This window comes from Enterococcus durans, assembly GCF_002277935.1.
Taxonomy (GTDB): domain Bacteria; phylum Bacillota; class Bacilli; order Lactobacillales; family Enterococcaceae; genus Enterococcus_B; species Enterococcus_B durans.
The window spans coordinates 73475-98692 of the sequence record NZ_CP022930.1 but is presented as its reverse complement, the minus strand read 5'-3'; the positions used below and the strand labels follow the sequence as shown (position 1 = coordinate 98692).

General features: G+C 39.0%; 24 protein-coding genes and 1 pseudogene. 16 read left to right on the top strand and 9 right to left on the bottom strand.

Translation table 11 applies throughout. The annotated features are described in order from the left end of the window. Positions 1–36 precede the first annotated feature (36 nt). The 5 genes from CJZ72_RS14440 to copB all read left to right on the top strand — a co-directional run bounded on the left by CJZ72_RS14440 (position 37) and on the right by copB (position 5834). On the top strand, positions 37–561 hold the full coding sequence (locus CJZ72_RS14440) for a P-loop NTPase family protein (protein ID WP_171024603.1): 525 nt from the start codon (positions 37–39) through the stop codon (positions 559–561). 91 nt (positions 562–652) lie between these two features. Beyond that, the gene (locus CJZ72_RS00515; protein WP_005875576.1) at positions 653–1093 is read left to right on the top strand and encodes a CopY/TcrY family copper transport repressor; all 441 of its coding nucleotides are present in this window, start codon (positions 653–655) and stop codon (positions 1091–1093) included. 13 nt (positions 1094–1106) lie between these two features. Further along, positions 1107–1316 carry a copper chaperone CopZ gene (copZ, locus tag CJZ72_RS00510; RefSeq protein ID WP_081134363.1) on the top strand — a complete coding sequence of 70 codons (210 nt, stop codon included), beginning with the start codon at positions 1107–1109 and terminating at the stop codon, positions 1314–1316. Further along, positions 1316–3511, top strand: coding sequence for a heavy metal translocating P-type ATPase (locus CJZ72_RS00505; protein WP_095443519.1), 2196 nt, complete (start codon positions 1316–1318; stop codon positions 3509–3511). Before copZ ends, CJZ72_RS00505 begins: the two co-directional genes overlap by 1 nt. Positions 3512–3731: 220 nt before the next feature. Continuing rightward, positions 3732–5834 carry a copper/silver-translocating P-type ATPase CopB gene (gene copB, locus CJZ72_RS00500; protein ID WP_373133914.1) on the top strand — a complete coding sequence of 701 codons (2103 nt, stop codon included), beginning with the start codon at positions 3732–3734 and terminating at the stop codon, positions 5832–5834. Positions 5835–5951: 117 nt separating this feature from the next. Here copB and CJZ72_RS00495 read toward each other — a convergent pair whose 3' ends face one another. Genes CJZ72_RS00495 through CJZ72_RS00485 form a run of 3 tightly spaced genes read right to left on the bottom strand, consistent with a single transcriptional unit; the run spans position 5952 to position 10099 of the window. Next, complete coding sequence (locus CJZ72_RS00495) at positions 5952–8078, bottom strand: transglutaminase-like domain-containing protein (RefSeq protein WP_095443517.1); 2127 nt, start codon at positions 8076–8078, stop codon at positions 5952–5954. Beyond that, the gene (locus tag CJZ72_RS00490; protein WP_081134359.1) at positions 8071–9150 is read right to left on the bottom strand and encodes a DUF58 domain-containing protein; all 1080 of its coding nucleotides are present in this window, start codon (positions 9148–9150) and stop codon (positions 8071–8073) included. The genes CJZ72_RS00495 and CJZ72_RS00490 overlap by 8 nt, the downstream gene beginning before the upstream one ends. Before the next feature lie 4 nt (positions 9151–9154). Further along, positions 9155–10099 carry an AAA family ATPase gene (locus tag CJZ72_RS00485; protein WP_095443516.1) on the bottom strand — a complete coding sequence of 315 codons (945 nt, stop codon included), beginning with the start codon at positions 10097–10099 and terminating at the stop codon, positions 9155–9157. Between the two features lie 240 nt (positions 10100–10339). On the opposite strand from CJZ72_RS00485, the gene CJZ72_RS00480 reads away from it, so the two are divergent. Both CJZ72_RS00480 and CJZ72_RS00475 read left to right on the top strand, forming a co-directional pair. Next, a complete protein-coding gene (locus CJZ72_RS00480; RefSeq protein WP_081134357.1) occupies positions 10340–11632 on the top strand; it encodes a helix-turn-helix domain-containing protein in 1293 nt (430 codons plus the stop codon). Between the two features lie 65 nt (positions 11633–11697). Next, positions 11698–12276 (top strand): prevent-host-death protein, encoded by a 579-nt coding sequence (locus CJZ72_RS00475; protein ID WP_081134356.1) that lies wholly within the window; start codon positions 11698–11700, stop codon positions 12274–12276. 124 nt (positions 12277–12400) lie between these two features. Here CJZ72_RS00475 and CJZ72_RS00470 read toward each other — a convergent pair whose 3' ends face one another. Next, a complete protein-coding gene (locus CJZ72_RS00470) occupies positions 12401–12772 on the bottom strand; it encodes a hypothetical protein (protein ID WP_016177498.1) in 372 nt (123 codons plus the stop codon). Between the two features lie 211 nt (positions 12773–12983). Here CJZ72_RS00470 and CJZ72_RS00465 point away from each other — a divergent pair, with 211 nt between their 5' ends. Together CJZ72_RS00465 and CJZ72_RS00460 are read left to right on the top strand one after the other, a co-directional pair. After that, entirely contained in the window at positions 12984–13454 is a 471-nt protein-coding gene (locus tag CJZ72_RS00465) for a hypothetical protein (protein ID WP_081134355.1), read from the top strand. 178 nt (positions 13455–13632) lie between these two features. Then, positions 13633–14523 (top strand): phosphate ABC transporter substrate-binding protein PstS family protein, encoded by an 891-nt coding sequence (locus CJZ72_RS00460; protein WP_005875600.1) that lies wholly within the window; start codon positions 13633–13635, stop codon positions 14521–14523. A 28-nt stretch (positions 14524–14551) separates the two neighbouring features. Here CJZ72_RS00460 and CJZ72_RS14345 read toward each other — a convergent pair whose 3' ends face one another. After that, the gene (locus tag CJZ72_RS14345) at positions 14552–14689 is read right to left on the bottom strand and encodes a hypothetical protein (protein WP_157728877.1); all 138 of its coding nucleotides are present in this window, start codon (positions 14687–14689) and stop codon (positions 14552–14554) included. 61 nt (positions 14690–14750) lie between these two features. Between CJZ72_RS14345 and CJZ72_RS00455 the strand changes: the two genes are divergently transcribed. Next, complete coding sequence (locus CJZ72_RS00455) at positions 14751–17222, top strand: cation-translocating P-type ATPase (protein ID WP_095443515.1); 2472 nt, start codon at positions 14751–14753, stop codon at positions 17220–17222. A 195-nt stretch (positions 17223–17417) separates the two neighbouring features. Here the strand turns inward: CJZ72_RS00455 and CJZ72_RS00445 are convergent, their stop codons facing one another. Next, positions 17418–19169, bottom strand: a complete 1752-nt coding sequence (locus CJZ72_RS00445) for a sensor histidine kinase (protein WP_095443513.1) — start codon at positions 19167–19169, stop codon at positions 17418–17420. Beyond that, complete coding sequence (locus CJZ72_RS00440) at positions 19166–19870, bottom strand: response regulator transcription factor (protein WP_081134352.1); 705 nt, start codon at positions 19868–19870, stop codon at positions 19166–19168. The genes CJZ72_RS00445 and CJZ72_RS00440 overlap by 4 nt, the downstream gene beginning before the upstream one ends. Before the next feature lie 231 nt (positions 19871–20101). On the opposite strand from CJZ72_RS00440, the gene CJZ72_RS00435 reads away from it, so the two are divergent. The 5 genes from CJZ72_RS00435 (at position 20102) to CJZ72_RS00415 (ending at position 23545) form a co-directional block, all read left to right on the top strand. Then, complete coding sequence (locus CJZ72_RS00435; RefSeq protein ID WP_095443512.1) at positions 20102–20605, top strand: DUF523 domain-containing protein; 504 nt, start codon at positions 20102–20104, stop codon at positions 20603–20605. After that, complete coding sequence (locus CJZ72_RS00430; RefSeq protein WP_005875610.1) at positions 20565–20903, top strand: putative DNA-binding protein; 339 nt, start codon at positions 20565–20567, stop codon at positions 20901–20903. The genes CJZ72_RS00435 and CJZ72_RS00430 overlap by 41 nt, the downstream gene beginning before the upstream one ends. A 15-nt stretch (positions 20904–20918) precedes the next feature. Continuing rightward, a complete protein-coding gene (gene ffh, locus CJZ72_RS00425) occupies positions 20919–22337 on the top strand; it encodes a signal recognition particle protein (RefSeq protein WP_081134350.1) in 1419 nt (472 codons plus the stop codon). Between the two features lie 95 nt (positions 22338–22432). Next, complete coding sequence (locus tag CJZ72_RS00420) at positions 22433–23002, top strand: DNA-3-methyladenine glycosylase I (protein WP_081134349.1); 570 nt, start codon at positions 22433–22435, stop codon at positions 23000–23002. Positions 23003–23020: 18 nt separating this feature from the next. After that, the gene (locus CJZ72_RS00415; protein WP_081134348.1) at positions 23021–23545 is read left to right on the top strand and encodes a dihydrofolate reductase family protein; all 525 of its coding nucleotides are present in this window, start codon (positions 23021–23023) and stop codon (positions 23543–23545) included. 42 nt (positions 23546–23587) lie between these two features. Here CJZ72_RS00415 and CJZ72_RS15180 read toward each other — a convergent pair. Beyond that, positions 23588–23708 (bottom strand): annotated as a pseudogene (locus CJZ72_RS15180) (DUF3788 family protein); the annotation flags it as partial. A 331-nt stretch (positions 23709–24039) separates the two neighbouring features. Next, positions 24040–24594 carry an NADPH-dependent FMN reductase gene (locus tag CJZ72_RS00405; RefSeq protein WP_081134347.1) on the bottom strand — a complete coding sequence of 185 codons (555 nt, stop codon included), beginning with the start codon at positions 24592–24594 and terminating at the stop codon, positions 24040–24042. A 260-nt stretch (positions 24595–24854) separates the two neighbouring features. Here CJZ72_RS00405 and CJZ72_RS14905 point away from each other — a divergent pair, with 260 nt between their 5' ends. After that, positions 24855–24977: a hypothetical protein gene (locus CJZ72_RS14905; RefSeq protein ID WP_264475802.1), complete on the top strand. Its 123-nt coding sequence runs from the start codon at positions 24855–24857 to the stop codon at positions 24975–24977. Positions 24978–25218: the final 241 nt, after the last annotated feature.

Below are 25218 nucleotides of genomic sequence, written 5' to 3'. Positions count from 1 at the left end.
AGATAGAAAAAAAGATGAATGAAATGGGGAGAGTAAATGAAGCGAATGATTATCGGTCAAAGCGGTGCTGGGAAATCTACACTAGCAAGGAAGATGCAAACGATCACACATAGTCCTCTGTTACCACTAGACTTGTTATGGCATACCACAGATTACAGTGACGAGGCTGCAGAATGGTTCAAAGCAGAACAAATAAAATTCATGGCTGAAAATGAATCATGGATCATCGAAGGCAACTATACCGGTACAGCGACAGAGAGAATCGAAGAAGCAGATCAGATCATATTACTAAAAGTCCCCACACTCCTCGCAATCTACCGAGTGATTTTAAGAAGTATCAAAAGAAAAAGAAACAAAGCAACAAGACCAGATATGCCTCACACCTTTAGTGAAAAACTAGATAGCGAATATATAGAATTTCTCTCATTTGTTTTACATTATAAGAAAAAAAATGAACCGCGGTTATTGAATCGTATTGATCAACTAGGTGCAAGCGAAAAATTGATTATTTTGCACAACAAACGGGAGCAAACAGCATTTTTAAAGAAATTGAGCAAATAATAGAAGAAACCATTTGACATTTTACGTTTACAGTTGTAATCTATATTCGTACTTAAGTTTACATCTGTAAACAGAAAGGAAGAGTGATGAGATGAAAGAAGTAACTTCCCCAATCAAGATCAGTGACTCTGAATGGGAGATCATGCGAGTCATCTGGACCCTTGGTCAATCGACAGCACAAGAAATCACGCAGATACTCGCAGAATCCATGGAATGGAAAGCAGCCACAGTAAAAACTTTGTTGGGACGTCTGGTGAAAAAAGAAGCGGTCTGGACAGAACAAGAAGGGAAAAAATTTATTTATCACCCTGCCGTTTCGGAGACGGAAACGGTTCGCAGTGCAACTGAGAATCTTTTTTCCCATATCTGCGCAAAAAGGATCGGGGCAACGATTGCTGACTTAGTGGAAGAAGCAACCTTGACGCAAGAAGATATTGAGATGATCTTAGACCAATTAAATAAAAAACAGCCAGTCGCATCCGTTGCATGCAACTGTATCCCTGGCCAATGCCATTGTAAGGAACATCAATAAGGAGGAATAAATGATGAAAAAAGAACTTTCAATTAAAGGAATGAGTTGTAACCATTGTGTAGAACGTGTGGAAGAAGCCGTTCATTCACTTGATGGCGTAAAAAAGATAAAAGTCAATTTAAAAAAAGAAAATGGAATTGTGAAATATGATGAAGAAAAAATCCAACCGGAAAAAATCTGCCAGACGATCAATGCATTAGGCTATCAATCTGAGGTGATTTGATGGATGCCCAAACAAAAATGGATACATTTGTTATCACAGGGATGACCTGTGCGAATTGCTCTGCTCGAATCGAGAAAGAATTGAAAGAGCAACCGGGTGTTGTATCTGCAACTGTTAATTTAGCTACTGAAAAAGCTAGTGTGACCTATAAAGAAACGTCAACAGAAAAACTGATTCGCAGTGTTGAAAATATCGGGTATGGAGCAATCTTGTACGATGATGCGCATAAACAAAAGATTGCGGAAGAAAAAACGGCTTATCGCAAGAAAATGAGATTTGACCTGATTTTCAGTGCAGTATTGACGTTGCCGCTAATGTTGGCGATGATCGCGATGATGTTAGGGAACAATAGTGAGATCGTCCACTTTTTTCATCGGCCGATCGTTCAACTTATCTTAGCTATTCCAGTCCAATTTTATGTGGGATGGCGTTTTTATAAAGGTGCCTATCATGCATTGAAAACAAAGGCACCAAACATGGATGTCTTAGTCGCGATCGGAACGACTGCGGCTTTTGCTTTAAGTGTCTACAATGGCTTTTTTCCAAGTCATTCCACCGATTTATATTTTGAAAGCAGCAGTATGATCATTACGTTGATATTGTTAGGTAAATATTTAGAACATACAGCGAAAAGCAAAACAGGTGACGCAATCAAACAGTTGATGTCGTTACAGACAAAGACGGCTCAAGTGTTAAGAGATGGACAGGAACAAACGATCTCAATTGATGAAGTCAATCTATCAGATATCCTAGTGATCCGTCCAGGGGAACAGATACCGACAGATGGAAAGATTATTTCAGGGATTAGTGCCATCGATGAAAGTATGTTGACAGGCGAAAGTGTTCCAGTGGAGAAAAAGGAAAATGACTCTATCTTTGGAGGAACGATCAATACAAATGGTTTGATCCAAATGGAAGTTTCTCAAATTGGGAAACAAACAGTTTTGGCACAGATCATTCAAATGGTCGAAGATGCTCAAGGAAGCAAAGCACCCATCCAAAAGATTGCTGATAGGATCTCAGGGATATTCGTACCGATTGTTTTAGTGCTTGCAGTGTTAACGTTACTGATTACTGGATTTATGACCAATGACTGGCAACTTGCCGTGATCCATAGTGTTTCAGTTCTAGTGATCGCCTGTCCATGTGCGCTTGGTCTAGCTACACCTACAGCGATCATGGTAGGTACAGGAGTCGGCGCTCGCAATGGGATTTTGATCAAAGGCGGCGGAGCATTAGAAGCAGCGGCACATTTGAGCAGTATCATCTTAGATAAAACAGGCACTATCACTCGCGGTACGCCAGAAGTGACAGATGTTTTGGGGAACGAAGAAGTTGCTTCGCTCTTTTATTCATTAGAATATGCTTCTGAACATCCTTTAGGTAAAGCAATCGTCGCTTACGGAGAAACGCAAGGGATGATCGCTGAGCCAATCACAGATTTCACTGCCCATCCAGGAGCTGGCATCAGTGGAAAAATCAATGGACAGTTTTATTTTGCCGGTACCAGAAAGCGGTTGGAAGAAATGACCCTTTCATTTGATGAATTTCAAGAACAAGCGTTAGAATTAGAAGGACAGGGAAAAACAGTCATGTTCTTGGCAAATGACAAAAAAGTACTTGGTTTGATCGCTGTATCGGATCAAATCAAAGATGACGCCAAACAGGCAATCGCACAGTTACAGAACAATGGTATCGCAGTTTACATGGTGACAGGAGACAATCAACTTGCAGCTCAAGCAATCGGTAAACAAGTTGGAATCGATCCAGCACATATTTTCGCAGAAGTGTTACCGGAAGACAAAGCGAACTACGTTGAGAGCCTTCAGAAAAAAGGAGAAAAAGTTGGAATGGTCGGTGATGGGATCAACGATGCGCCAGCGTTAGCTCTTGCAGATGTGGGGATCGCTATGGGAAGTGGGACGGACATCGCAATGGAAGCTGCGGATGTCACTTTGATGAATAGTCATTTGACTTCGATCAGCCAGATGATTGCTCTTTCGACAGCCACTTTGAAGAAGATCGAGCAAAATCTATTTTGGGCATTTATTTATAATACGATCGGCATTCCATTTGCCGCACTCGGCTTTTTGAATCCTATCATTGCAGGTGGCGCCATGGCCTTTAGTTCTGTAAGTGTTTTGCTAAACTCCCTAAGTTTGAATCGGAGGATGACACATTCGAAGAAAGGATAGGGTAAAGATGAAAGAAAAAACAACACATCCAGAAAAACAGGTTTCTAATGAACAACATGAGCATAGAGAAATGGATCATGGCCACATGAACCATGAAGGTATGGACCATGAACACATGAATCATGAAGGTATGGACCATGAACACATGAATCATGAAGGTATGGATAATGAAGAAATGAATCATGGACAAGTGGGACATGATCATATGAATCATGAAGGTATGGACCATGAACACATGAATCATGAAGGTATGGACCATGAACACATGAATCATAAAAATATGGACCATGGACAAATGGACCATGGAAATATGAACCACGGAATGATGGACCACGATCACATGGATCATGGAAATATGGGCGGAATGGACCATTCCATGCACATGGGGAATTTCAAACAAAAATTTTGGTTATCCCTTATTTTAGCTATTCCGATCATTCTCTTTTCACCGATGATGGGAATGGAATTTCCTTTTCAAATTACATTTCCTGGGTCAGAATGGGTAGTTCTAGTTCTGGCGACAATCCTTTTTGTATACGGCGGACAACCATTTTTAAGTGGTGCGAAAATGGAACTCCAACAAAAAAGTCCTGCAATGATGACCTTGATTGCTATGGGGATCACTGTTGCATATGTATATAGTGTCTATTCATTTGTCGCAAATCTGATCAATCCGCAAGCACATGTAATGGACTTCTTCTGGGAATTAGCCACATTGATCGTCATCATGTTGTTGGGGCATTGGATCGAAATGAACGCTGTTTCAAATGCTAGTAATGCATTGCAGAAATTAGCTGAATTACTTCCTGAGTCTGTTAAACGTCTGAAAAAAGACGGTACAGAAGAAACTGTCTCTCTCAAAGAAGTAAAAGAGGGGGATCATCTGATCGTTCGTGCCGGAGATAAGATGCCAACAGATGGTACGATCGTAAAAGGTGAAACGATCGTGGACGAATCTGCGGTTACTGGTGAATCTAGAGGCGTGAAGAAAAACGTAGACGACCAAGTTATTGGTGGATCGATCAATGGTGATGGTACGATTGAAATCACTGTAACAGGAACTGGCGAAAATGGTTATTTAGCGAAAGTCATGGACATGGTACGAAAAGCCCAGGGTGAAAAATCTAAGCTAGAATCATTATCAGATAAAGTAGCCAAATGGCTCTTTTATGTTGCATTAGTCGCCGGTATCTTGGCTTTTATTGCTTGGTTATTCTTAGAGAATTTACCAGATGCGCTAGAACGAATGGTTACGGTGTTCATTATTGCTTGTCCACATGCGTTAGGATTAGCGATACCTTTAGTAGTCGCTCGTTCTACCTCGATTGCAGCCAAAAATGGCTTGCTTTTGAAAAATCGCAATGCTTTGGAACAAGCAAATGACTTAGATGTCATCATATTGGATAAAACAGGGACATTGACTCAAGGCAAATTTACAGTGACAGGCCTCGAAGTGTTAACTGACAACTATACAAAAGAAGAATTGCTGAAATACATTGGTGCTTTGGAATCCGCAGCCAATCATCCGTTAGCGATTGGTATCATGAACTATCTAAAAGAAAAGGATATTGCCCCATATGAAGCGTTGAACCAAAAAAATCTAAGCGGTGTTGGTCTAGAAGCAGATGTTGAAGACCAAAAAGTGAAGATCGTCAATGAAAAAGAAGTGAAGCGCTTGGGGTTATCAGTTGATGCAAGCCGAGTAAAACCTTATGAAGAACAAGGAAATACAATAAGTTATTTGATTATTGGAGATCAACTTGCGGCAATCATTGCTCTAGGTGATGTGATAAAACCAGAAGCAAAACAATTTATCCAAGCCCTTAAAGAAAAGAATATCACGCCTGTCATGTTGACTGGAGATAATCAAAAAGCCGCACAGGCAGTAGCAGAATATTTGGGTATTGAGAATTATTATGGTGGATTGTTACCTGATGACAAAGAAGCAATCGTGCAACAATATCTTGATAAAGGCAAAAAAGTGATCATGGTCGGTGATGGGATCAATGATGCTCCTAGCTTGGCACGTGCCACGATCGGAATGGCGATTGGTGCTGGGACGGATATCGCGATTGATTCGGCAGATGTTGTGTTGACAAACAGTGACCCTAAAGATATTTTACATTTCTTGGAATTGGCAAAACAAACAAGAAGAAAAATGATCCAGAATCTTTGGTGGGGTGCCGGTTACAACATTGTTGCTATTCCTTTAGCGGCGGGAATCTTAGCCCCAGTCGGAATTATTTTAAGTCCCGCAGTGGGTGCAGTATTGATGTCACTAAGTACGGTAGTTGTTGCTTTGAATGCACTAACGCTGAAATAGTAAAAAACTGAAAGAAAACAAAAAAGACAATTCTTAAAATAGCAGAAATCAAATGGACTTTACGCAGAGATGATTTCTTTTAGCTATAATAGGAATTGTCTTTTTTTCATGATTTAGTTATATCTGTTTTCTGATCGCATCCGCAACAGCGTGATACATTGCTTTATCAAATGGCTCAGCATGACTGCCATAGAGGAACGCTTCATAATGCGTCGTTAATTTGATGAAACGATCATTCAGTGGATAGTTCGTTTCAAAGCGCATACTGTATGATACGAGATCTTCTTCTGGTGCTCTAGGTAGTAGGCGCTCACATCCCCACAGCAGAAAACGATAGGCTTGCCGTTCATTGCCGATAAATAAGTGAAGACAGAGAACATAAACGAACCAATATATTTTTTTGCGATAGAGCCCGAGAACAACAAGCGCTAAAACAGAAAATAGCGCAAAGAACAGAAATCTATTATTTTTTTTCAATGTGTCAGTTGTACCATTCTCAGTAGTAGTTGTTGTTTCTGAAGAGGAACGTTGTGTATCTGCAGGTTCACTGCTTTGTTCTGCTGCATCTGAAGCAAGCGGCGCACTGGATGTTTCTGAAACTTCCTGTTCAGCAGTTGCTGGATTTGAAAAAGCAGGAGTCGGTTCAAAAGGGAGCCAACCAAAGCCAGGGAAATAAACTTCCGGCCAAGAATGTGCATTGCTGTTTAAAATCGTATATATTTTGTTATCATCTTTTGTACCCGTTTGATAGCCCCCTGTAAATCCTTTTGCCCAACGAGCAGGAAGCCCAGCTGCTCTAAGGAGAACTACCATAGCAGTAGAAAAGTTGTCACAATAACCTACTTTCGTATCAAATAAAAAATAGTCCACATAGTCACGATTTTCTGGGGTATGTTGTGCATCGATCTTTGAATACCGATAGTTCCCTAACGATTTTAGATGATCTTCAATTGCTTTTACTTTTTCAATAGGAGTAGCAAGTCCATCTGTGAGTTCATTTGCTAGATTTTTGACTCTTTCCGGGAGTGAAGAAGGCAACTGCAGAAAATTTTCAAGTCGCTTTTTATCATCGGCTGAGATCTGAATAGCTTGTAGGTTATCAGGCGAAGTGGAAATTTTATTGACAGCCATGGTAACCGTAGTATCTTTTTTTGCTCCAGTTAAAATGAAACGGTTCGATTGCTGCAAAAAATAGACAGGCATCTCGTTTTGATCAGGTAGAGTAGTCAATTGGATATTCCCATAAGGATAAGGAATGTAGGCTTGACTTTTCAAAGATAGCTGGGCAGTTTGTGATGTTGCGTCAGCTTCCTGATATTCTTGAAGTCCATAAGGTATATTTTCCACTGGAGTAAGAGGAGCATTTGGATCTTCATTCCATCCTTTACCAGTATAATCAGTCTTGTTTTCCACTTTCCAGTAGTTGCTTTCAGGTTGTACAACAGTAAAAACGGCATCGTTGTTATCATATAGAGGGCCACCAAGTTGCTCATCATTTTCACTGAATCCAGTTTTAGCGGTACCAGTAGCTTGATAGTTGTTGATTTTGTCATAGAGCCCTTCTTGGTTGAGATAGTCCCTGATTGGTTCACTTTTTTCTTCTAACGCCTGATTGAATGTCGGTAAATAGGAAGGAAGTGTCGCACTGATAACTAAAAGGACAAGTAAAGTTGAATTTGTAAGTAATAGAAATTGGCCTTTTTTATTGCTAGGAAGGGTAACTAACAGTTGTCTGAAAATCAAATAGATACATAAGACAGCCACGACAAAAATCATTTCTTCAAATAGATCGAAATCCCTAAAAATAGTCAACAGCATAAAGTATACAGTTATAAGTATAAAAGGGATCGGCCATAGGTCATAATCGATCACTAGCAGACAGCTGAGATAGATCAAGCATAAAATCAGGCAAAAAGCAGTTTTTGCAGGAAAATAATTCAATTCTCCCTGAAACAATTGCGCAAGCTCTAACGAAATCTGTGCGTAAAACTGTGAGAACCAACGGAAAGAAAATGGTGTTTCAGGAAAATAACGAACAAGTGCACCAATAGCCAAAATAATATAAAAAGGTAGTCGCAGTAGTTTTGAACGTAAACCAGCAGTGACGGCAGCAATCAAGCCAATGATCAAAACAAGGGTCAAATACTCTGGCAACTGATTCGCAGATAGAAAAACAGGTACTGGGACACTAAGTATAAAAAAACAATATATCCCACGAAGCCATAGTATTTTTTTATCAGTCATCTTTCGTACCTCCCTTGACAGCTAGACGAGCTTGTTTATGTTGAATGACTAAGTGATTGCTTTCGAAATAAATAAAAACGACAGTGGTATTTTTAGGGTTTGACTCACTAAATGCTTGGAGTGCGTCGGAAAGTCTGGGCGTAAAAATGATAAGGTGCGGGCTATGAGCATCTTTTAAATAGGCGTTTGCCTTTTTTTCATCAGTCACAGGAAATGGCTGTAATTTGGCAAATAATTGATTGGTTGGTTCATTCTGGCTAAAATGATCCTTTCCTAAAACAATCATTTCCGGATTTTTATCTTTAACTAATTGATAAAAAGAATAATAGATATCCAATGTTTCTTCGAAAAATGGGTCATCTACTCCCCAAAAACATAGGCTGATCTCGCTCATTGGCTGTTTTTCTTCTGTTTCACGATAAAGCCATTCTTGACTATGTGCCGATAATTTCCAATTGATCCGATTCACTGGATCACCATAGCGGTAAGGTCGATATTCTTTCAATTCCTCTCCACCTTTTTGGGGGAATTGCCTTTGCTCATGGATCAACTGTTCAAACAGTTGGTTGGCTTCTTCTTCACAAAACCGGGGAAGGACGGTGGTATTGAAAGGAATCTCCAGTTTGATACTTTTACGAAACAACCCTAAAGGATCATAAGCGATCAGTTCGATCGGGGCTGTTTTTAAAGTTCCCCGACTTGGCAAATTGAAGGTTGCTTGTACTTCTTGTTTCTTTTTCGATACGACAAAGACTGTTTGCTGTTGGGGAGAGAAATTCTCAGAAAAGCGAATAGTTAAACGAGGTAAGGGAATAGAAAAGGCTCGTGCTTTCGAAAAATAAACAGTTGTGACAGTTGCTTTTTCACGGTTGATGAAGGCTGGAACAGAACTAGAGACTGCTATTTTTCGTAAAAGCGAGCCTAATGAAAGAAAACTCCATAACAAATAAAGTGTGGTAAAAGTTGCAAGGAACCAACCCAATGAATTATTGAAAAGAATAGCAAACCCCACAAATAAAAAATAGATACCGAGCAACAAGGAGTTAGTCAGGTAATTGAATAGTTTTGTCATTTGCTCACCTCACTGGTATGGGAACATGAGAAACTAAGTCTTTTAGAAGCTCTGTGATCTGTGTTTTGCTCAATGAAGGATCATGAAACATCAGACGGTGAGCAAATACGAATGGAACTAATGTTTGGAAGTCCTTTGGCGTGACATATGTCCGACCATGTACAAGAGTATAGGCTTTCGCTGCATGAATAAATGCTCGACTTCCTCTTGGACTAATGCCTAATTTGATTTCAGGATGTTCTCTGGTTGCTGTCACGAGTTGTAAGGCAAAAGAAGCAACAGCAGGGTCTACGAAGACTTGATTCACTTCTTCTTTTAAGGAGGTCAATTCTTCACTACTTAAAACAACAGATAAGGATTGCCGATTCTGTTCATATTCATTCATCAATAGATAGAGCTCTTCTTCAAATGAAGGATACCCGATTTCTAATCGAAATAAAAAGCGATCTAATTGGGCTTCAGGTAAAGGATATGTTCCTTCATATTCGATGGGGTTCTGGGTAGCCAAAACAAAGAAATGCGGGTCTAAAGGATACGTATGATTGTCGATCGTTGCGTGTCTTTCCGCCATCACTTCTAAAAGTGCGGCTTGAGTTCTTGGCGTGGTTCGATTGATCTCATCAGCTAAGAGAATTGTCGTAAAAACTGGTCCCGGTCGAAATTCAAAGGAGTGGTTTTGAGAATTATAGACTGAAAATCCCAAAATATCGCTGGGAAGGAGATCCGGTGTAAACTGGATGCGACTAAAGTTACCTTTGATTGCTTGAGATAAAGCTTTGACAAGTAAAGTTTTACCGACACCTGGTATATCCTCGAATAGGACGTGCCCATTTGCTAACAAGGCGACAACCATTAACTGAATCGTCGAACGTTTACCAACAATTGCTTTTTCTAATTCAAGAATCAGTTGATCCACTTTTTCTTTGGATGACTGGATTTGGTTATTCATTCTCTCATCTCCTTCTCATGAAAATTGCTACTCTACTTCTATATTTTAATTGAAGGGTATCGTTCCGACAAGCAATGTCTCTTACAACGCGAACGAATGAAGTATAATAAAATTAAAAATAAATTAATGGTTTATAAAAATAATTTTTTGTTTTTTTTCGTACTTTATATATAGAAACTAGCTATTTGCAATTTTTCTTTTTTATGAATCAGAGTAAATGGATTAAGTGAGGTAGCTTCAATGAAATGGCAAAAACTATTAACAAAAAATGTACAAAATTTATTTTTATTGATCCATCAGATGAAGGATCTAACTTGGAAAAAAGCCGATCTAGCCGAAAAGTTAATGGTAGACGTGAAAACGATCGATCGCTATTTAAAAAGATTAGAGGAAAAGGATATCCCGATCCAATTGATCCAGCAGAAAAAAAGTGTTTGCTTAGTCTATAACAAAGGATACAGCGAACCTTATTTATTATTTGATTTTTTGATCCAGTCTTCTTCCTTTTGTTTATTAAAAGATTTGATCCTCCAAAAAAAATACCAGCAAGTCTATGATCGTTCTTCACAGGAACGCTTACGGAAGTGGTTAGGGGAATATCATCTTTCCTTTTCATATAAAAAGGGACAAATCTATGGTGCTGAACGAAAGATCCGTTATCTGATCTTTTGTTTCTTAAGAGATTTTCCACATTTTTATGTTGAAGATACAGAACGATCTTTTTCAGAAGTGTTTATTCAGCTATTGGAGCAAAGAAAAGAAGTCTCAGAGGTGGAACTGTTAAATGAAAATCAGACGGTATTCTTTGAGATGTTTCCTGAACTGCTATTTTTGAGAGAACAACACTTATCAGAAAAAGAAAAAATATATCGATGTATTTTGCGCTTGAGCTGTAATATCATCATCGAGAAACGTTGGGAAAAAATCGAAGAAACACAGGATTACCGTAAATTGATGATCGTCACTGAAAAGCTGGATTCTTTATTTTGGCTGACCAGCGAATATGAAAGTACGAATAAAAAAAGCATCACACGGGTGATTTATCAAGAATGGTTGCGCTATACGATCGGTATCCAAGAACATACAGTCAAGGAAGAATTGCAAACATATCATGAATTTCTGAAAAAGATACCGAATTGCCAAGAGAAACTAAGCCAATTTCGAACAGCTTTACAACAAGCACTCGATTATCCAGCAAGTGAGTGGGATTTGTGTTTACTAAAAGTATTACAAGAGCGAGGCTATTTGGAACTTTATCCGCCAGAAGTGAAAATCGTCTTTTTTTTTCGTTACGACCACGAGGAAGCGAGAAGATTGGCAGCTGTTTTAGACAAAACACTTAGACACCGAAAACGAACAGCGATCCACGTATGTACGCGAGCAACACCGCCCAATTATGCACAATTGATCATTACGGATCATTTTTTCCCACTGGTCAATAATAAGGATCAAAAAACCTATTTCTACCAATCTTCCTTTGGCATCGACCGGCTACTTTCAGATATCGATTACTGGATCGATACAAAAAATTGAAGGATATTTTCTTCGGATGTTTTGGATATGCTATAATGAAACAGAGTAGCAAAGGAGGATGTCCATTGGATTTAAAGAAATTAGAGGTGCCCACATCTTCGATCACAGAGGTAAAAAGATCACCGATGGATGTGTTTGACCAGGCGAGAAAAGCCGAAACTGGGGTATATATATTCAACCGAGAAAAAGTTGCAGGTGTCATGCTGACTCAGGAACAGTACGAAACCTTGTTACAGGAACTAGCAGACTTGCGAGAATCGGTGAAAGAGGAAGTGCGGATCAATGAAGAAAGCAAACAAGTACTGGATAACTTTACCGATCAGTCCACGTCAGTTGTCTCAACAACAGAAGGGTTAGAGGAGTTAGTTCAAAAGTTAAAACATTCTTTGATCACTGGAGTAACGGTCTCCGCTAAAAATTTGGATGAACGAATGGTGGCATTAGGATTCATTACAAAGAAATCAGGTTTTGGTGGCGTAGTAGACATGTTAAATGAGTTGAATGCGACTGGGAAAATAAATTACCAGTTACGGAAGAAATCAAATAATCGCACAGTGATTGCTGAGATCATTGGTGAACAAGATAGTCAGTCACAACTATTCGACAAGATCGTGATCAAGAAAGTGTATCTGCATGAGATATAGGTAGGATTCAGTCTGTCATAGGATATACTTTAAAAGTGTCAGAAGAAGCCGCAGTATACAAATAAATCACACTAAAAAAGGGAGCAGACGATCGATGACGAAAGTCTCCTCCTTGTTTTATATTCTATTTAAATATGTTTATATTCTGCTTTTTTTGAGTAAATATCCGTGCCCAAAAAATACCCATCACTTGTGGGATCAAATAAATGACAGCTAGTAGCAGGATAAGTTTGGTCGGGCTAAATGGCTGATAAAAAAAGTGCCAATCTGTATAATGGAGACATGCTAAATAGGAAGTCACAGTCGTAGCGATGTTCCCTGGAATCAAAAGAAAAAGTTGGTCTTTTTTCTGCATGAGAAAACCAGTATAAAATGCCAGAAAAATTAGAAAAATCAATCCAAAAATAGAATGATAGCGGTAATCTAGCAACAATGCAAAATAAATATACGGAACTAAAAACAGGAGTAAAATACATTTTTTTAGATATTTTACCATGATGTTTGTCCTCCAAACTTGTGTATTCGATTCTCCCCCACAACTTTATTTTAAGATCAAAATAAAATTAAGCAATTCCTTTTTCATATTTTGATGGTTAAATGAACAAACTCTCATTGCGTTATCTCTAAAAAAAAAGATTTTCCCCCTAATTTTTTTAGAGAAAACGCTTATAGTATGATGAAAGAAAATAGTGCATGGGAGGAAACGAATGAGAAAGATAATAAAAGTTGAACGTTTGTATTTGTTTTTTTGGTTTTTCCCAATTTTCTTGGCACCTTTTACATGGGTAAATGCGGTAGTACAAGGGGCAGAGATTTTAGGATTGATCCAAGGTAGCGGATTTGTCGTATCAAAGAATTTTCCACTTTTAACGATGTTTTATTTTCTGATCAGTGTGAGTTTGCTGCTTTCAAATAAATTCATTAAAGCTTATAACTGGCATATGCTCCATTTTTCTTGCATGTTGGTTTTTGCCTCGTTTTTCTCGATGTTGCCGCGGATCATCGTTGGTCCTAATGGGCTAAGTGAAAGCGGGTTAAAAGATTCTGCTTATTCAGCAATGTATTTTTTAACAATAAAGCCAAGTTTCTATCTAGCAATTCTCTCATTCTTTTTAGCAGCATTTTTTTATTTTTACACGGAAGTTCGAACAATAAAGGTGATTTCAGAGCGCGGATGATACTGATGAGTACTCCCTTATAAATAAGCACAGGAACAAACATGGTCGATGAGGACTCTGTTTGTTTTTTTCGTTTTACCGGAAATTTACATAAATTAACTGGATATTTACACCATCCACACGTAGGATTTACAGTACATTGGTACACTTTACTTGTAAATAAGAAAGGGGTATATCAATGAAAAAAGTATTATTCTCTTTAGGTGTCCTTGGTTTTCTTTTAGCTGGGTGTGGTTCAGGTTCTGGAAATACAGATGGTTCCGCAGCACAGAATAGTTCGGGTAATTCAAATGAACAAGTAAAAATCGTTGCGGTGGGCTCAACCGCTTTACAACCATTAGTTGATGCTGCACAAGAAAGCTTCGTGCAAGAAAATCCCAATTATCAGATTTCTGTCCAAGGTGGTGGGAGCGGAACAGGCTTGAGCCAAGTTGAAGCCGGAGCGGTCACGATCGGTAACTCCGATGTTTTTGCTGAAGAAAAAGACGGTGTCGATGCCAGCAAGCTAGTGGACCATAAAGTTGCTGTTGTTGGAATGGCACCGATCGTCAACAAAGATACTGGTGTAAAAAATATCACCAAACAAGAATTGATCGACATCTTCACAGGTAAAATCACCAATTGGAAAGATCTAGGCGGAAAAGATGAAAAGATCAGTGTAATCAACCGAGCAAATGGTAGTGGTACCAGAGCAACATTTGAAAAATGGGGTTTAGATGGCGCTACTCCTATCCAATCACAGGAGCAAGATTCTTCTGGCACAGTTCGCCAGATCGTGGCCCAAACGCCAGGCTCGATCAGCTATTTAGCATTTTCTTACTTGGATGACACGACACAAGCGTTAAGCATTGATGGTGTAGAACCTAAGGAAGAAAACGTTGCAGACAACAGTTGGAAGATCTGGTCGTATGAACATATGTATACAAATGGTAAACCTTCCCCAGAAGTGAAGAAGTTTTTAGACTACATGATGAAAGAGGATGTCCAACAAGGCGCAGTCAAAGAACTAGGTTATCTGCCAATCACTTCAATGAAAGTCGAACGTGATGCGAAAGGAAATTTAAAATAAGTTACCCCAAGGCTGGAACAGAAGTATCTCACTCATAAAGAGTGGCTTCTGTTCCAGCTTTTTTACTTCGTAGAATATAAGTGACAGTGTGCCTTGATAGGTACGCTTTTTTTGCTTGAGCAACTGGCATATGACAGGAATGAAAGACATTTATCAGCCGTTTCATAGGCTTTTTTTTGATGATTGTATTATTGTATTCATAAGAATAACAATCGAGGTAAAAAATCATGGAAAAATTCAGAAAAAGAAGCAAGAATGAATTCGATCAAAAAGAGAAAAATCCTGTTACCCGTTACGCCCCCGATTATCATGAGGGGCTTTCAGAAAAAATAGTCGCAGAGAGAATACAAGATCATGCGACAAACCAGACGATAGATACCTCATTTAAAAGTAACAAGGAAATTGTTTTTCAAAATACATTCACATATTTCAATTTGATTTTTATGGTTTTAGCCATTTTATTATGTTTAGTCGGATCTTATAAAAATCTCACTTTTTTACCAGTGATCTTAGCGAATACGGGAATCGCCATCTACCAAGAAATCCGTTCAAAAAAAATCTTGGACAATTTGACCGTATTGTCTGCTGCCAAAGTAACGGTCATTAGAGAGGGAAAAGAAAAGAAGATCGATATTGAATCGTTAGTATTAGATGATGTAGTACTTCTTGAAACGGGGCAACAAATACCAGCAGATGCCACCGTGTTAGAAGGAAAACTGCAAGTCAATGAAGGTTTATTAACAGGTGAAGCAGATGAGATCACTAAAGAGATTGGTGATTCTTTGATGTCAGGAAGTTTTATTATTTCCGGCAAGGCCTATGTTCAATTGGAAAGAGTTGGATATGATTCTTACATCTCTCAACTGACAGTAAAAGCAAAGAAAATGGGTGAAGGGGAACAATCTGAAATGATCGCTTCCTTGAATAAACTCATCAAATGGATCGGGATCATCATCATTCCCTTAGGTCTTACCCTCTTTGGACAAAGCTATTTTGTAAACGAGGATACGATCAAAGAAAGTATCGTAGCAATGGAAGCAGCGTTGATCGGTATGATCCCCGAAGGCTTGTATTTGTTGACAACGATCGCTTTAGCAATGAGTGCCAGCCGATTAGCGAAGGAACGAGTCCTTTTGCATAATATGAAAAGTATCGAAACATTAGCTAGAGTAAACGTCCTATGTGTCGATAAAACAGGTACGATCACAGAAAATCGGATGACTGTTCAAAAATTGCTTGTTGCAAAAAATGAAACTGCGCAAAAAAACAGCGAGAGAATCAAAGGGCTGATTTCTGATTACGCAAAAGCGATGGCCAGCGACAATGTGACGATGGAAGCCATCCAAGATTATTTTACGGACTACACAGATCAAGAGGTACGAACAGTTCAACCATTCTCTTCCGTACAGAAATTCAGTAGTGTTTCTTTTTCTGAGGGAACCTATGTATTAGGGGCTCCAGAAATGGTTTTACGGGATCAGTTTTCAAAATATCAAGAGGAATTCAGTCACTATACTGAACAGGGCTATCGCGTGTTGGTTTTTGGAGCCTATCCACAAGAACTCACGGAAATGGTCTTAGAAGCAGAGGTAACACCATTAGGCTATATTCTGATCACTAATCCTATACGAAAAGAAGCACCAGCAACATTCGCTTATTTTAAAGAACAAGGTGTAGCGATCAAAGTGATCTCAGGGGATAATCCGCAAACTGTTTCTAGCGTAGCCAAACAAGCAGGAATCGCAAATGCTGAAAAATATATCGATGTTTCTCAGTTAGCAGAAGAAGAATATGGTAAAGCAGTTGAGGAATATACCGTTTTTGGACGTGTGAAACCAGAACAAAAAATGAGATTTGTGCAACTGTTAAAAGAAAAAAATACTGTAGCAATGACAGGTGATGGCGTAAATGACATTTTGGCGATGAAAGAAGCAGACTGTAGTATTGCCATGGCTTCAGGAAACGAGGCAACGATCCAAGCAGCACAAGTTGCGTTACTCGATTCTGATTTCTCAAAAATGCCTGAGATCGTAGCAGAAGGACGTCGTGTGGTAAATAACATTGAGCGTTCTGCTAGTTTATTTTTAGTCAAAAATATTTTTTCTTTTTTGCTTTCCGTATTTTCTATTTTATTTGCACTGACGTATCCACTTGAACCTTCTCAAATTACATTGATTAGTTTATTCACGATTGGTGTGCCATCCTTTTTACTTGCACTTGAAGAAAACAAGAACCGGATTGAAGGAAAATTCATGTTCAATGTGATGGAAAAAGCAATCCCTGGTGGCTTGACTGATATGATGGTCGTGGGTGCCTTAGTCGTGAGCGGTGTGAGCTTGCAGCTCAATAAAACAGACGTCTCCACAGCGTCTACGATGTTGCTTACGGCCGTTGGGTTTTTAGTTCTATATAAAATCTGTCAGCCACTGAATCGGTTTAGAGGGAGAATTATTTTATTTTGTGCAGGAGGGATCGTCTTTTCAGTTATTTTTCTCCATAAACTATTTTCTATATCGGCAATCTCCGCAGTCTCTATTTTGTTACTGATCATTTTGTTTTTTGCAGCAGAATCTATTTTTAGACAACTGTCGCAACTGATCGAAAAATACAGTCGGTTGAAAAATGACCAAAGAAAACGAACGCTTATAGAGTGGTTGAAGGACTTATTTCGGATCAAATTTGACGAACCGAAAGAATAAACGCGAGTGAGATAAAGGGAAGAAGAGAATGTGGGACAAATCTAAAAATCGGTTTTGCTATAGACTCTCGAATAAACGGCGGGAGCAAAAAGCAACTCCTTCGGAAATAAGCCGAAATTCACAAAAAGTTGAAAAGCAATTTTCGTGAATTTCGGCTTATTTCTCGGAGAGAGATACTTCTGTTCCGGTCTCGATTCAACTTGGAAAGTTTGACTGTAAAGCGGGGATCGTGACCGTAAAAGTAGAGCCAGTTCCTGGATGACTGTCTACTAGGATTTCCCCACCTAATAGATTGACATAATCTTTTACGATCGCTAAGCCTAGACCAGTTCCACCTGAGTGTCGGCTCCTGGCTTTATCCACTCGATAAAAACGTTCAAAAATCCGTTCTTGATCTTCCTTATCAATACCAATGCCAAAATCTTGGACTGAAAAGGTTAATTTGTTCGTGACTTGATAGCGAATGATGATCGTGCTTGATTCTTTTGAATACTGGATGGCATTTTCGACTAGATTTTTAATGATCGGATACAATAGATCTGTCTGCGTAGTGAATGATACATCTTCCCCAAACAGTTGGATGGTCAACTGTTTTTTCTCGATCGTTGGCTGATAACTTTGGATGATCTGGTGGAAATAAGGATCCAGATAAATCGTCTGTGTCTCGTAAGGTGTTTCTTCATCTTTTGACAGTTGGATGATTTCTCGAATCAACTTATCTAATCGGATGGCATCTTTTTGCATGATCAAAAGAAAGTCCGTCAACGTTTTCGGGTCGTCTTTTGCCCCGTCCAGCAAAGTCTCAGTAAAACCAATCAAAGAAGTGACTGGAGTCTTTAATTCATGAGAGACATTTCCAACAAAGTCTTTTTGAAGTTTTTCCAAACGTCTGATTTTAGTTAGATCATACGCGACCCCCAATATTTGTCCAGTTTCTTCTGAACTATTAAAATAGCGAAGGCTGATGTCCAACGTTTGTTGTCCTTCAGAAATCTTGATTTCTTTGTGTACAAGCGGTTCAGTCGGAGTAACTTGATGGATCAGCTGGATCAATTTTGGTTCTTGGATGATCTCTGTATAGCGCTCATTGGGGCGAAAGTGACTTACACCTAAATGACTTTGCATTTTTGGATTAAGCAAACGCAATCGTGATTCTGAATCAATGAGGAAAACACCGATCATCAATTCGTTCAGAAGTGAATATAATTGTTCTTCAGTGGTGGTATACGCACGATACATTTTACTCATTTGTTCACTTAAATCGTTGATCGTTTGATACAATTCTTCCCACTGATCGGACGTTTGCATAATGATTTCCGTTTTATCGGGATTATTGACCATCTTTTTCAAGACTGGTAAAACTGTCTTGAGTGGTTGATTTCGCTGATAAGCCAAGTAATAGATCATACTAGTTAAGACAATGAAAAAAATCAAGAAAAAGAAGAAGACCCACCGACGAAAGTTTTCTGTTCGAGGTAAGAAGCCACTCGTTGGTTCTGCGATTCGAATAATTGCTTCAAGTTGCCCGTTTACTTTGATTGGTAATGCTACATAGAGCAGTTCTTCATTCAATGTCGTACTCATTCTCAATGAGGTGCCAAGTGTCCCACCATTCAATACTGCTTTGATCTCAGGACGGTCATCCCTCGATTGATCCAACGATTGATCCGTTGTATCAAATAAGACTTTTCCATTAGAATCCATCAACGTGATCCGTTCGTTCGATTGATGGACAAATTCTGTTAAAACATTTTTATTCTGTTGAGAAGTCAAATCTTCTACATCCAGTTGTTGGGTCAACAGCTGTGCTTTTTTTATCAGATAACTTTCTTGCTGTTCGATGATCTGTTGTTGAAAGTAATGTGAGATCATCTGCCAACCACCAAAAAAGAGCCCAATCAAAAGGATAAGAAAGAATGCGCGTTCGGATAATTTTTTCCAGTTCATATCTTTGGTTCCTGAAACTTATAGCCAAAACCACGAACAGTGATCAAATATTTGGGATGTTTTGGATCTCTTTCAATTTTTTCTCGTAAATGGCTGACATGAACATCTACGATCCGGCTTTGACCAGCAAAATCGAAATTCCAAATGCGATCAAGCAATGTATCACGATCGATCACACGATCTTTTCGTTTCATAAAATAAACAAGTAATTCAAATTCTTTTGGCGTCAACTCGATTGGACGATCATCGACCGTCACCTGATAATTCGTTAGATCAGCTGTGATCTGTCCACTCGACAAGTACTCAGGTTCTGTTTCTACTGTTTGGCTGTTCCGAGGTTCGACCCGTCGGAAAATAGCTTTCATCCGCGCAAGTACTTCTCTAGGGCTGAATGGTTTCGTCAAGTAATCATCGGCGCCGATTTCTAGTCCAATGATTCGATCCACTTGGTCATCTTTCGCTGTGAGTATCAAAATCGGTGTGTCGATTTTTTCTTGTCTTAGTTTTTGAGTAATTGCTATCCCGTCAATGGAAGGGAGCATAACGTCCAGAATAATAAAATCAAAGGATTGCTCAAGAGCAAGATCAAGACCGATTTGTCCGTCAACTGCACTAATAACTTTGTAGCCTTCTTTTTCCAAGTTGAAGGTTAGTAATGTGACGATCGAAGGCTCATCATCTACGACTAATACTTTTTTCATAAATTCTCCTTTTGCGAACAGTCTGTTTGGTTTATCTAAACAAGCAAAGCTTGTTGAATGTTTGCCGCTTCAAGTTGCTTACTTTTTTGAATGGTTTGAACAACGATCCAAGAAAAGCTTCAGCTATTCGGCTGTTCTTATTTTAGCATATAATCAATAGTAAGTACTATTTTACTCACTGAATAAATGGTATAATGGGAAGGCACTTGTTGGATAAGGAGGAAAGAAACGATGATCGGTATCAGTGCTTGTTTAGGCGGTCTAATCTGCCGCTATGATGGTCAGCAAAAAGCTGTTCCTGCATTAAAAAAACTGGTAGATGAAGGAAAAGCGATCATGGTTTGTCCAGAAGTGATGGGTGGATTGCCTACGCCGAGACCTCCCGCAGAAATTGTCGGTGGGAATGGTGCAGCTGTTTGGCATGGCCACGCTAAGGTTGTGACGGTGACAGGTGAAGATGTGACAAAGTCCTATCAAGAAGGCGCAGTTAAAGCCTATCAAAAATTACGTGAACATAAAATAGACACCGTCATAATGAAAGCGAAAAGTCCTTCATGCGGGGTCCATCTTATTTATGATGGTTGTTTTACTGGAACTCTTGAAGAAGGCATGGGGGTAGCGACTGCCTATTTTATCCAACAACAAATGACCGTACTCTCAGATGAAGAATGGTTGGAAATGCGAGGTGAATCGAATGGAAATCGAGAAAACGAACCGAATGAATGCACTTTTTGAATTTTATTCCACCCTTCTGACCGAAAAGCAAATGAACTATATGGAATTGTATTATGCAGACGATTTTTCATTAGGAGAAATAGCGGAAGAGTATGAAGTGAGTCGCCAAGCCGTTTATGATAATATCAAACGGACAAGTAAAATTTTAGAAGATTATGAAAAAAAGTTGCATCTTTTTTCTGACTATATCGTTCGTGAACAATTTTTAGAAAAAATGACTACTTATGTGAAGGAAACTTATCCAAAAGATGAGACCCTTCTTGATTTGATCAAACAGATCCAAGAAATCGAAGAATAAAGGAATGAAGAAAATATGGCATTTGAGAACTTAACAGAGCGCCTGCAACAGGCGATGAGTAAATTAAGAAAAAAAGGAAAAGTATCAGAAGCTGACGTCAAAGAAATGATGCGGGAAATCCGCCTTGCTTTGCTGGAAGCCGATGTCAACTTACAAGTCGTAAAAGATTTTACGAAACGAGTAAGAGAACGCGCAGTTGGCGCAGAAGTGTTGGAAAGTCTATCACCCGCACAACAAATCGTTAAGATCGTTGATGAAGAATTAACGATCACTCTGGGCTCAGAAACAGTGGAATTGAACAAGTCTCCTAAGATCCCTACAGTCATCATGATGGCTGGTCTCCAAGGGGCTGGGAAAACGACTTTTACCGGTAAATTAGCCAATTATTTAAAGAAAAATGAAAATGCACGTCCATTACTGATTGCAGGAGACGTGTATCGTCCAGCAGCGATCGATCAATTAAAAGTATTAGGCCAACAATTAGATGTACCGGTATTTGATATGGGTACAGATGTCAGTCCAGTCGAGATCGTCCGTCAAGGGATGGAAGTAGCCAAAGAAAAGAAAAATGATTATGTCTTGATCGATACGGCCGGACGTTTGCATATTGATGAAACGTTGATGGATGAATTGAAGCAAATCAAAGAACTAACTCAACCAAATGAAATTTTACTGGTTGTCGATGCGATGACTGGTCAAGATGCTGTCAATGTAGCAGATAGTTTCAATCAACAATTAGGGATCACTGGGGTAGTCATCACCAAATTAGATGGTGATACTCGTGGTGGTGCGGCACTTTCAATTCGTTCAGTGACTGGAGCGCCAATCAAATTTGTTGGTTCTGGAGAAAAATTAACTGATTTAGAAGTCTTCCATCCAGACCGTATGGCAAGCCGTATCCTTGGAATGGGTGACATGTTGACGCTGATCGAAAAAGCGCAACAGGACTATGATGAGAAAAAAGCGGAAGAACTTGCAAAGAAAATGCGGGAAAACTCATTTGATTTCAATGACTTTATCGAACAATTGGATCAAGTGATGGGCATGGGACCTCTGGAAGATATCATCAAAATGATCCCGGGAATGAATCAAGTACCTGGCATTGAAAATGTCAAAGTCGATCCTAAAGATGTGGAACGCAAAAAAGCAATGGTTTATTCAATGACACCAGCTGAAAGAGAAAACCCTGACCTATTGAATCCAAGCCGCCGTAGACGGATCGCTGCAGGTTCGGGGAATAGTGTGGTCGAAGTCAATCGTATGATCAAACAGTTCAAAGAATCACGTAAAATGATGCAGCAAATGTCTAAAGGAGATATGAATATTCCTGGCATGGACCAAATGTTTGGCACGGGTGTCAAAGGAAAACTTGGTAAAATGGCGATGAACCGTATGATCAAGAAAAACAAAAAGAAAAAGAAAAAACGTAAATAAACGTAATTAATAGTAGAGAAGAAGGACTTCAGAGTGATCGGATCACCACGTGGTCCTCTCTTTTTTTATAAAAAATAGAATCAGAGGTGAACCTAGTGAAAAAAAGATGTGCATGGAGTGAACAGACAGAAAGTATGCAGATCTATCATGATACCGTTTGGGGTGTCCCTGAATATGACGACCAGAAGCTTTTTCGCAAATTGATGTTAGATATCAATCAGGCGGGGCTAAGCTGGCAGACGATCCTCAATAAAAGCGAAGCATTTGATGAGGCGTATGATTCATTTGCCATTGAAAAAGTAGCACGATACCAAGAAGATAAGATCAATGAATTGATGGAAAACAAAGGAATCATTCGCAATCGTCGTAAGATCGAAGCAGCCATCGCCAATGCAAAAGCTGTTCAACAAATCCAAGCGGAATTTGGTAGCTTCTCAGACTATCTATGGGGATTCACGGATCAGAAAGTGATCAATCTTTCTTATCATGAACAAGCAGATATTCCAACGACTAGCCCGTTATCTGACAAACTGGCAAAAGAGTTGAAAAAAAGAGGGTTTAAATTTATCGGTAGTACAACGCTCTATGCGTTCTTAGAAGCAGTCGGCATCATCAATGACCATATCGATGATTGCTTTAGAAAACAGGAAGTAGCACGTAAGTAGCAAAAGAGGAGGAAGAAGATGGGAAGAATACTATTTTATGGTGCGGTCAGTCTAGATGGCTATCTCGCGACCAAAGAGGACAGCCTGCAATGGCTCTTCGATACTCCAACAGGTATCGGTACGACGTATGAAGCTTTCTATAAGCAGATAGATGTGACGGTCATGGGAAGAAGAACATATGAGGAAGCCAAAAAATACTTGGAAACAGATGCGCTTTATCCAGATAAACGCAATATCGTTTTTTCCTCAAACAAGGAACTGAAATTAGAAGATGCAACGGTTGTGCACGATGACCCAGTAGGCGTTGTTGAACAATTGAAAAAGAATCCTGACACAACTGTCTGGGTGGTTCGTGGCGGCACATTATTAAGACCGTTGATTGAACATCAGCTGATTGATGAATGGTATATTCAAATTGCTCCAGTGCTTTTAGGAAGCGGTATTCGCCTGTTTCAAGAAGGAAAGTATGATGAACGACTAAAACTGACTGATAGCCAACGGTTTGGTGAATTCATCGAACTGCACTATATCAAAAACCAGTAGCGAATGTGGGACAAATATAAAAATCAGTTTTGCTACAGGCTCTCGAATAAACGGCGAGAGCAAAAAGCAACTCCTTCTTAAATAAGCCAAAATTCACAAAAATTTGAAAAGCAATTTTCGTGAATTTCTTCTTATTTCTCGGAATTAAACACTTCTGTCCCAACCTCTATCAAATAAACGGCGTCCAAAAGTCAGGTTTTTCGGAAATTTCAAAAAAAAAAAACGAGCAATACAAAAAACGTATTGTTCGTTTTTCTCTCCAATTTCTCAAATCGAAACGACTTTTGTCTCGACCGCCATTTCACGAGTATGTATAGAACAAAAAAGACCACATAATCATAGGAATAGGAGGAGCATCGTAAGCAATTGAACGTGGTTCCTCAACTATTCTGTGATTAAGTGGTCTTTTCTTTTATCGCAGCCAGCCTCGTTCTCATTAGTTGTGATAAGAACGAATGTTGACAGGCGGTTAGTCAATCTACTAGTAAATAATATTAATCAGCTAATTTATTAGCAAAAGCTAAATACGCATCTAAAATTGTTTGGAAGAAGTTCAAAGTACCTTCAACTACGTTACCATTTTCGTCAACTAGGTTAGCGATATTGCCGATATACGCTTCTGGTTGTTGTAATGTTGGTACATTTAAGAATACCAATGATTGGCGTAGGTGATGGTTCGCACCAAAACCGCCGATACCACCAGGTGAAGCAGTAACAACTAGTCCAGGTTTGTTATCCCAAACACTATGGCCATAAGGACGTGAGCCAACATCTAAAGCATTTTTTAGAACAGCAGGAACAGACCGGTTATATTCAGGTGTCACAAAAACAACGCCAGCTAAATCTTTTACTTTCTCACGGAAACGAGTCCATTCCGCTGGGGCATTTTCAGGTGTTTCAAGATCTTCATTATAAAAAGGCAGATCATCGATTTTTACAAAGACACTTTCATATCCTTCAGGTAATAATTTTGCAAAAGCCTCTGCAACTTTTTTATTGTATGAATCTTTTCTTAAGCTTCCTACAAAGAAACCAATTTTTTTAGTCATCAATAATTCCTCCCTTTATCTTTCTATATTTATCTTACAAAAAATAAGTAACTGGAGCAAATAATAACCCTTGGCTATAAAAAGTCAACGATTGGTTAAAAAGTATTGAATAGTACTTTTGGTTTCGATTCCTTAGATGAAATGCTCCTTTATGTGGACAAAATCACCAGTATGTCAAAGCTAAATACCAAAAAAACTGGAACTATCAACAGTAATCGATGTAAACCATCAAGATGATAAGAGAAACTCTCTCAAGAGAAATGAAGCAACGGCTAGGCGTCACACAAACACTGGTGAATGAATTTAAATTATTGTTTTGCGATGGACCTACTTTAGTATTTGATCTAATTGGCTGTAGAGAAATCTTCGCCAGTTTGTTGTGAGAAAAAGAACAAGTGACTTTTTTCCACACCTTTTTTAGCTAATGTGGAACAAGGCAATAATGAGGTTGTATTTTCAAATGATGGCGAAATCGTTTTATCAGTTGCAGTTGAGGAATTGAAACCACATACGAAAAAAAGTGAGTTTCTCGCTAGTTTCTTCTCTGTGAAACATTTAAGCAGATTTTTTGCTCCCTGACAGTCAGACATAGGTCAATTCTTTTGGTGCTACCTGTATTTAAAG

Excerpts from the sequence above, each read along its gene's own strand:
- CJZ72_RS14440 (WP_171024603.1), top strand. The coding sequence starts at position 37 with ATGAAGCGAATGATTATCGGTCAAAGCGGTGCTGGGAAATCTACACTA.
- CJZ72_RS00515 (WP_005875576.1), top strand. The coding sequence starts at position 653 with ATGAAAGAAGTAACTTCCCCAATCAAGATCAGTGACTCTGAATGGGAG.
- copZ (WP_081134363.1), top strand. The coding sequence starts at position 1,107 with ATGAAAAAAGAACTTTCAATTAAAGGAATGAGTTGTAACCATTGTGTA.
- CJZ72_RS00505 (WP_095443519.1), top strand. The coding sequence starts at position 1,316 with ATGGATGCCCAAACAAAAATGGATACATTTGTTATCACAGGGATGACC.
- copB (WP_373133914.1), top strand. The coding sequence starts at position 3,732 with ATGGACCATGAACACATGAATCATGAAGGTATGGACCATGAACACATG.
- CJZ72_RS00495 (WP_095443517.1), bottom strand. The coding sequence starts at position 8,078 with ATGACTGATAAAAAAATACTATGGCTTCGTGGGATATATTGTTTTTTT.
- CJZ72_RS00490 (WP_081134359.1), bottom strand. The coding sequence starts at position 9,150 with ATGACAAAACTATTCAATTACCTGACTAACTCCTTGTTGCTCGGTATC.
- CJZ72_RS00485 (WP_095443516.1), bottom strand. The coding sequence starts at position 10,099 with ATGAATAACCAAATCCAGTCATCCAAAGAAAAAGTGGATCAACTGATT.
- CJZ72_RS00480 (WP_081134357.1), top strand. The coding sequence starts at position 10,340 with ATGAAATGGCAAAAACTATTAACAAAAAATGTACAAAATTTATTTTTA.
- CJZ72_RS00470 (WP_016177498.1), bottom strand. The coding sequence starts at position 12,772 with ATGGTAAAATATCTAAAAAAATGTATTTTACTCCTGTTTTTAGTTCCG.
- CJZ72_RS00465 (WP_081134355.1), top strand. The coding sequence starts at position 12,984 with ATGAGAAAGATAATAAAAGTTGAACGTTTGTATTTGTTTTTTTGGTTT.
- CJZ72_RS00460 (WP_005875600.1), top strand. The coding sequence starts at position 13,633 with ATGAAAAAAGTATTATTCTCTTTAGGTGTCCTTGGTTTTCTTTTAGCT.
- CJZ72_RS14345 (WP_157728877.1), bottom strand. The coding sequence starts at position 14,689 with ATGAAACGGCTGATAAATGTCTTTCATTCCTGTCATATGCCAGTTGCT.
- CJZ72_RS00455 (WP_095443515.1), top strand. The coding sequence starts at position 14,751 with ATGGAAAAATTCAGAAAAAGAAGCAAGAATGAATTCGATCAAAAAGAG.
- CJZ72_RS00445 (WP_095443513.1), bottom strand. The coding sequence starts at position 19,169 with ATGAACTGGAAAAAATTATCCGAACGCGCATTCTTTCTTATCCTTTTG.
- CJZ72_RS00440 (WP_081134352.1), bottom strand. The coding sequence starts at position 19,870 with ATGAAAAAAGTATTAGTCGTAGATGATGAGCCTTCGATCGTCACATTA.
- CJZ72_RS00435 (WP_095443512.1), top strand. The coding sequence starts at position 20,102 with ATGATCGGTATCAGTGCTTGTTTAGGCGGTCTAATCTGCCGCTATGAT.
- CJZ72_RS00430 (WP_005875610.1), top strand. The coding sequence starts at position 20,565 with ATGGAAATCGAGAAAACGAACCGAATGAATGCACTTTTTGAATTTTAT.
- ffh (WP_081134350.1), top strand. The coding sequence starts at position 20,919 with ATGGCATTTGAGAACTTAACAGAGCGCCTGCAACAGGCGATGAGTAAA.
- CJZ72_RS00415 (WP_081134348.1), top strand. The coding sequence starts at position 23,021 with ATGGGAAGAATACTATTTTATGGTGCGGTCAGTCTAGATGGCTATCTC.
- CJZ72_RS00405 (WP_081134347.1), bottom strand. The coding sequence starts at position 24,594 with ATGACTAAAAAAATTGGTTTCTTTGTAGGAAGCTTAAGAAAAGATTCA.
- CJZ72_RS14905 (WP_264475802.1), top strand. The coding sequence starts at position 24,855 with ATGAAGCAACGGCTAGGCGTCACACAAACACTGGTGAATGAATTTAAA.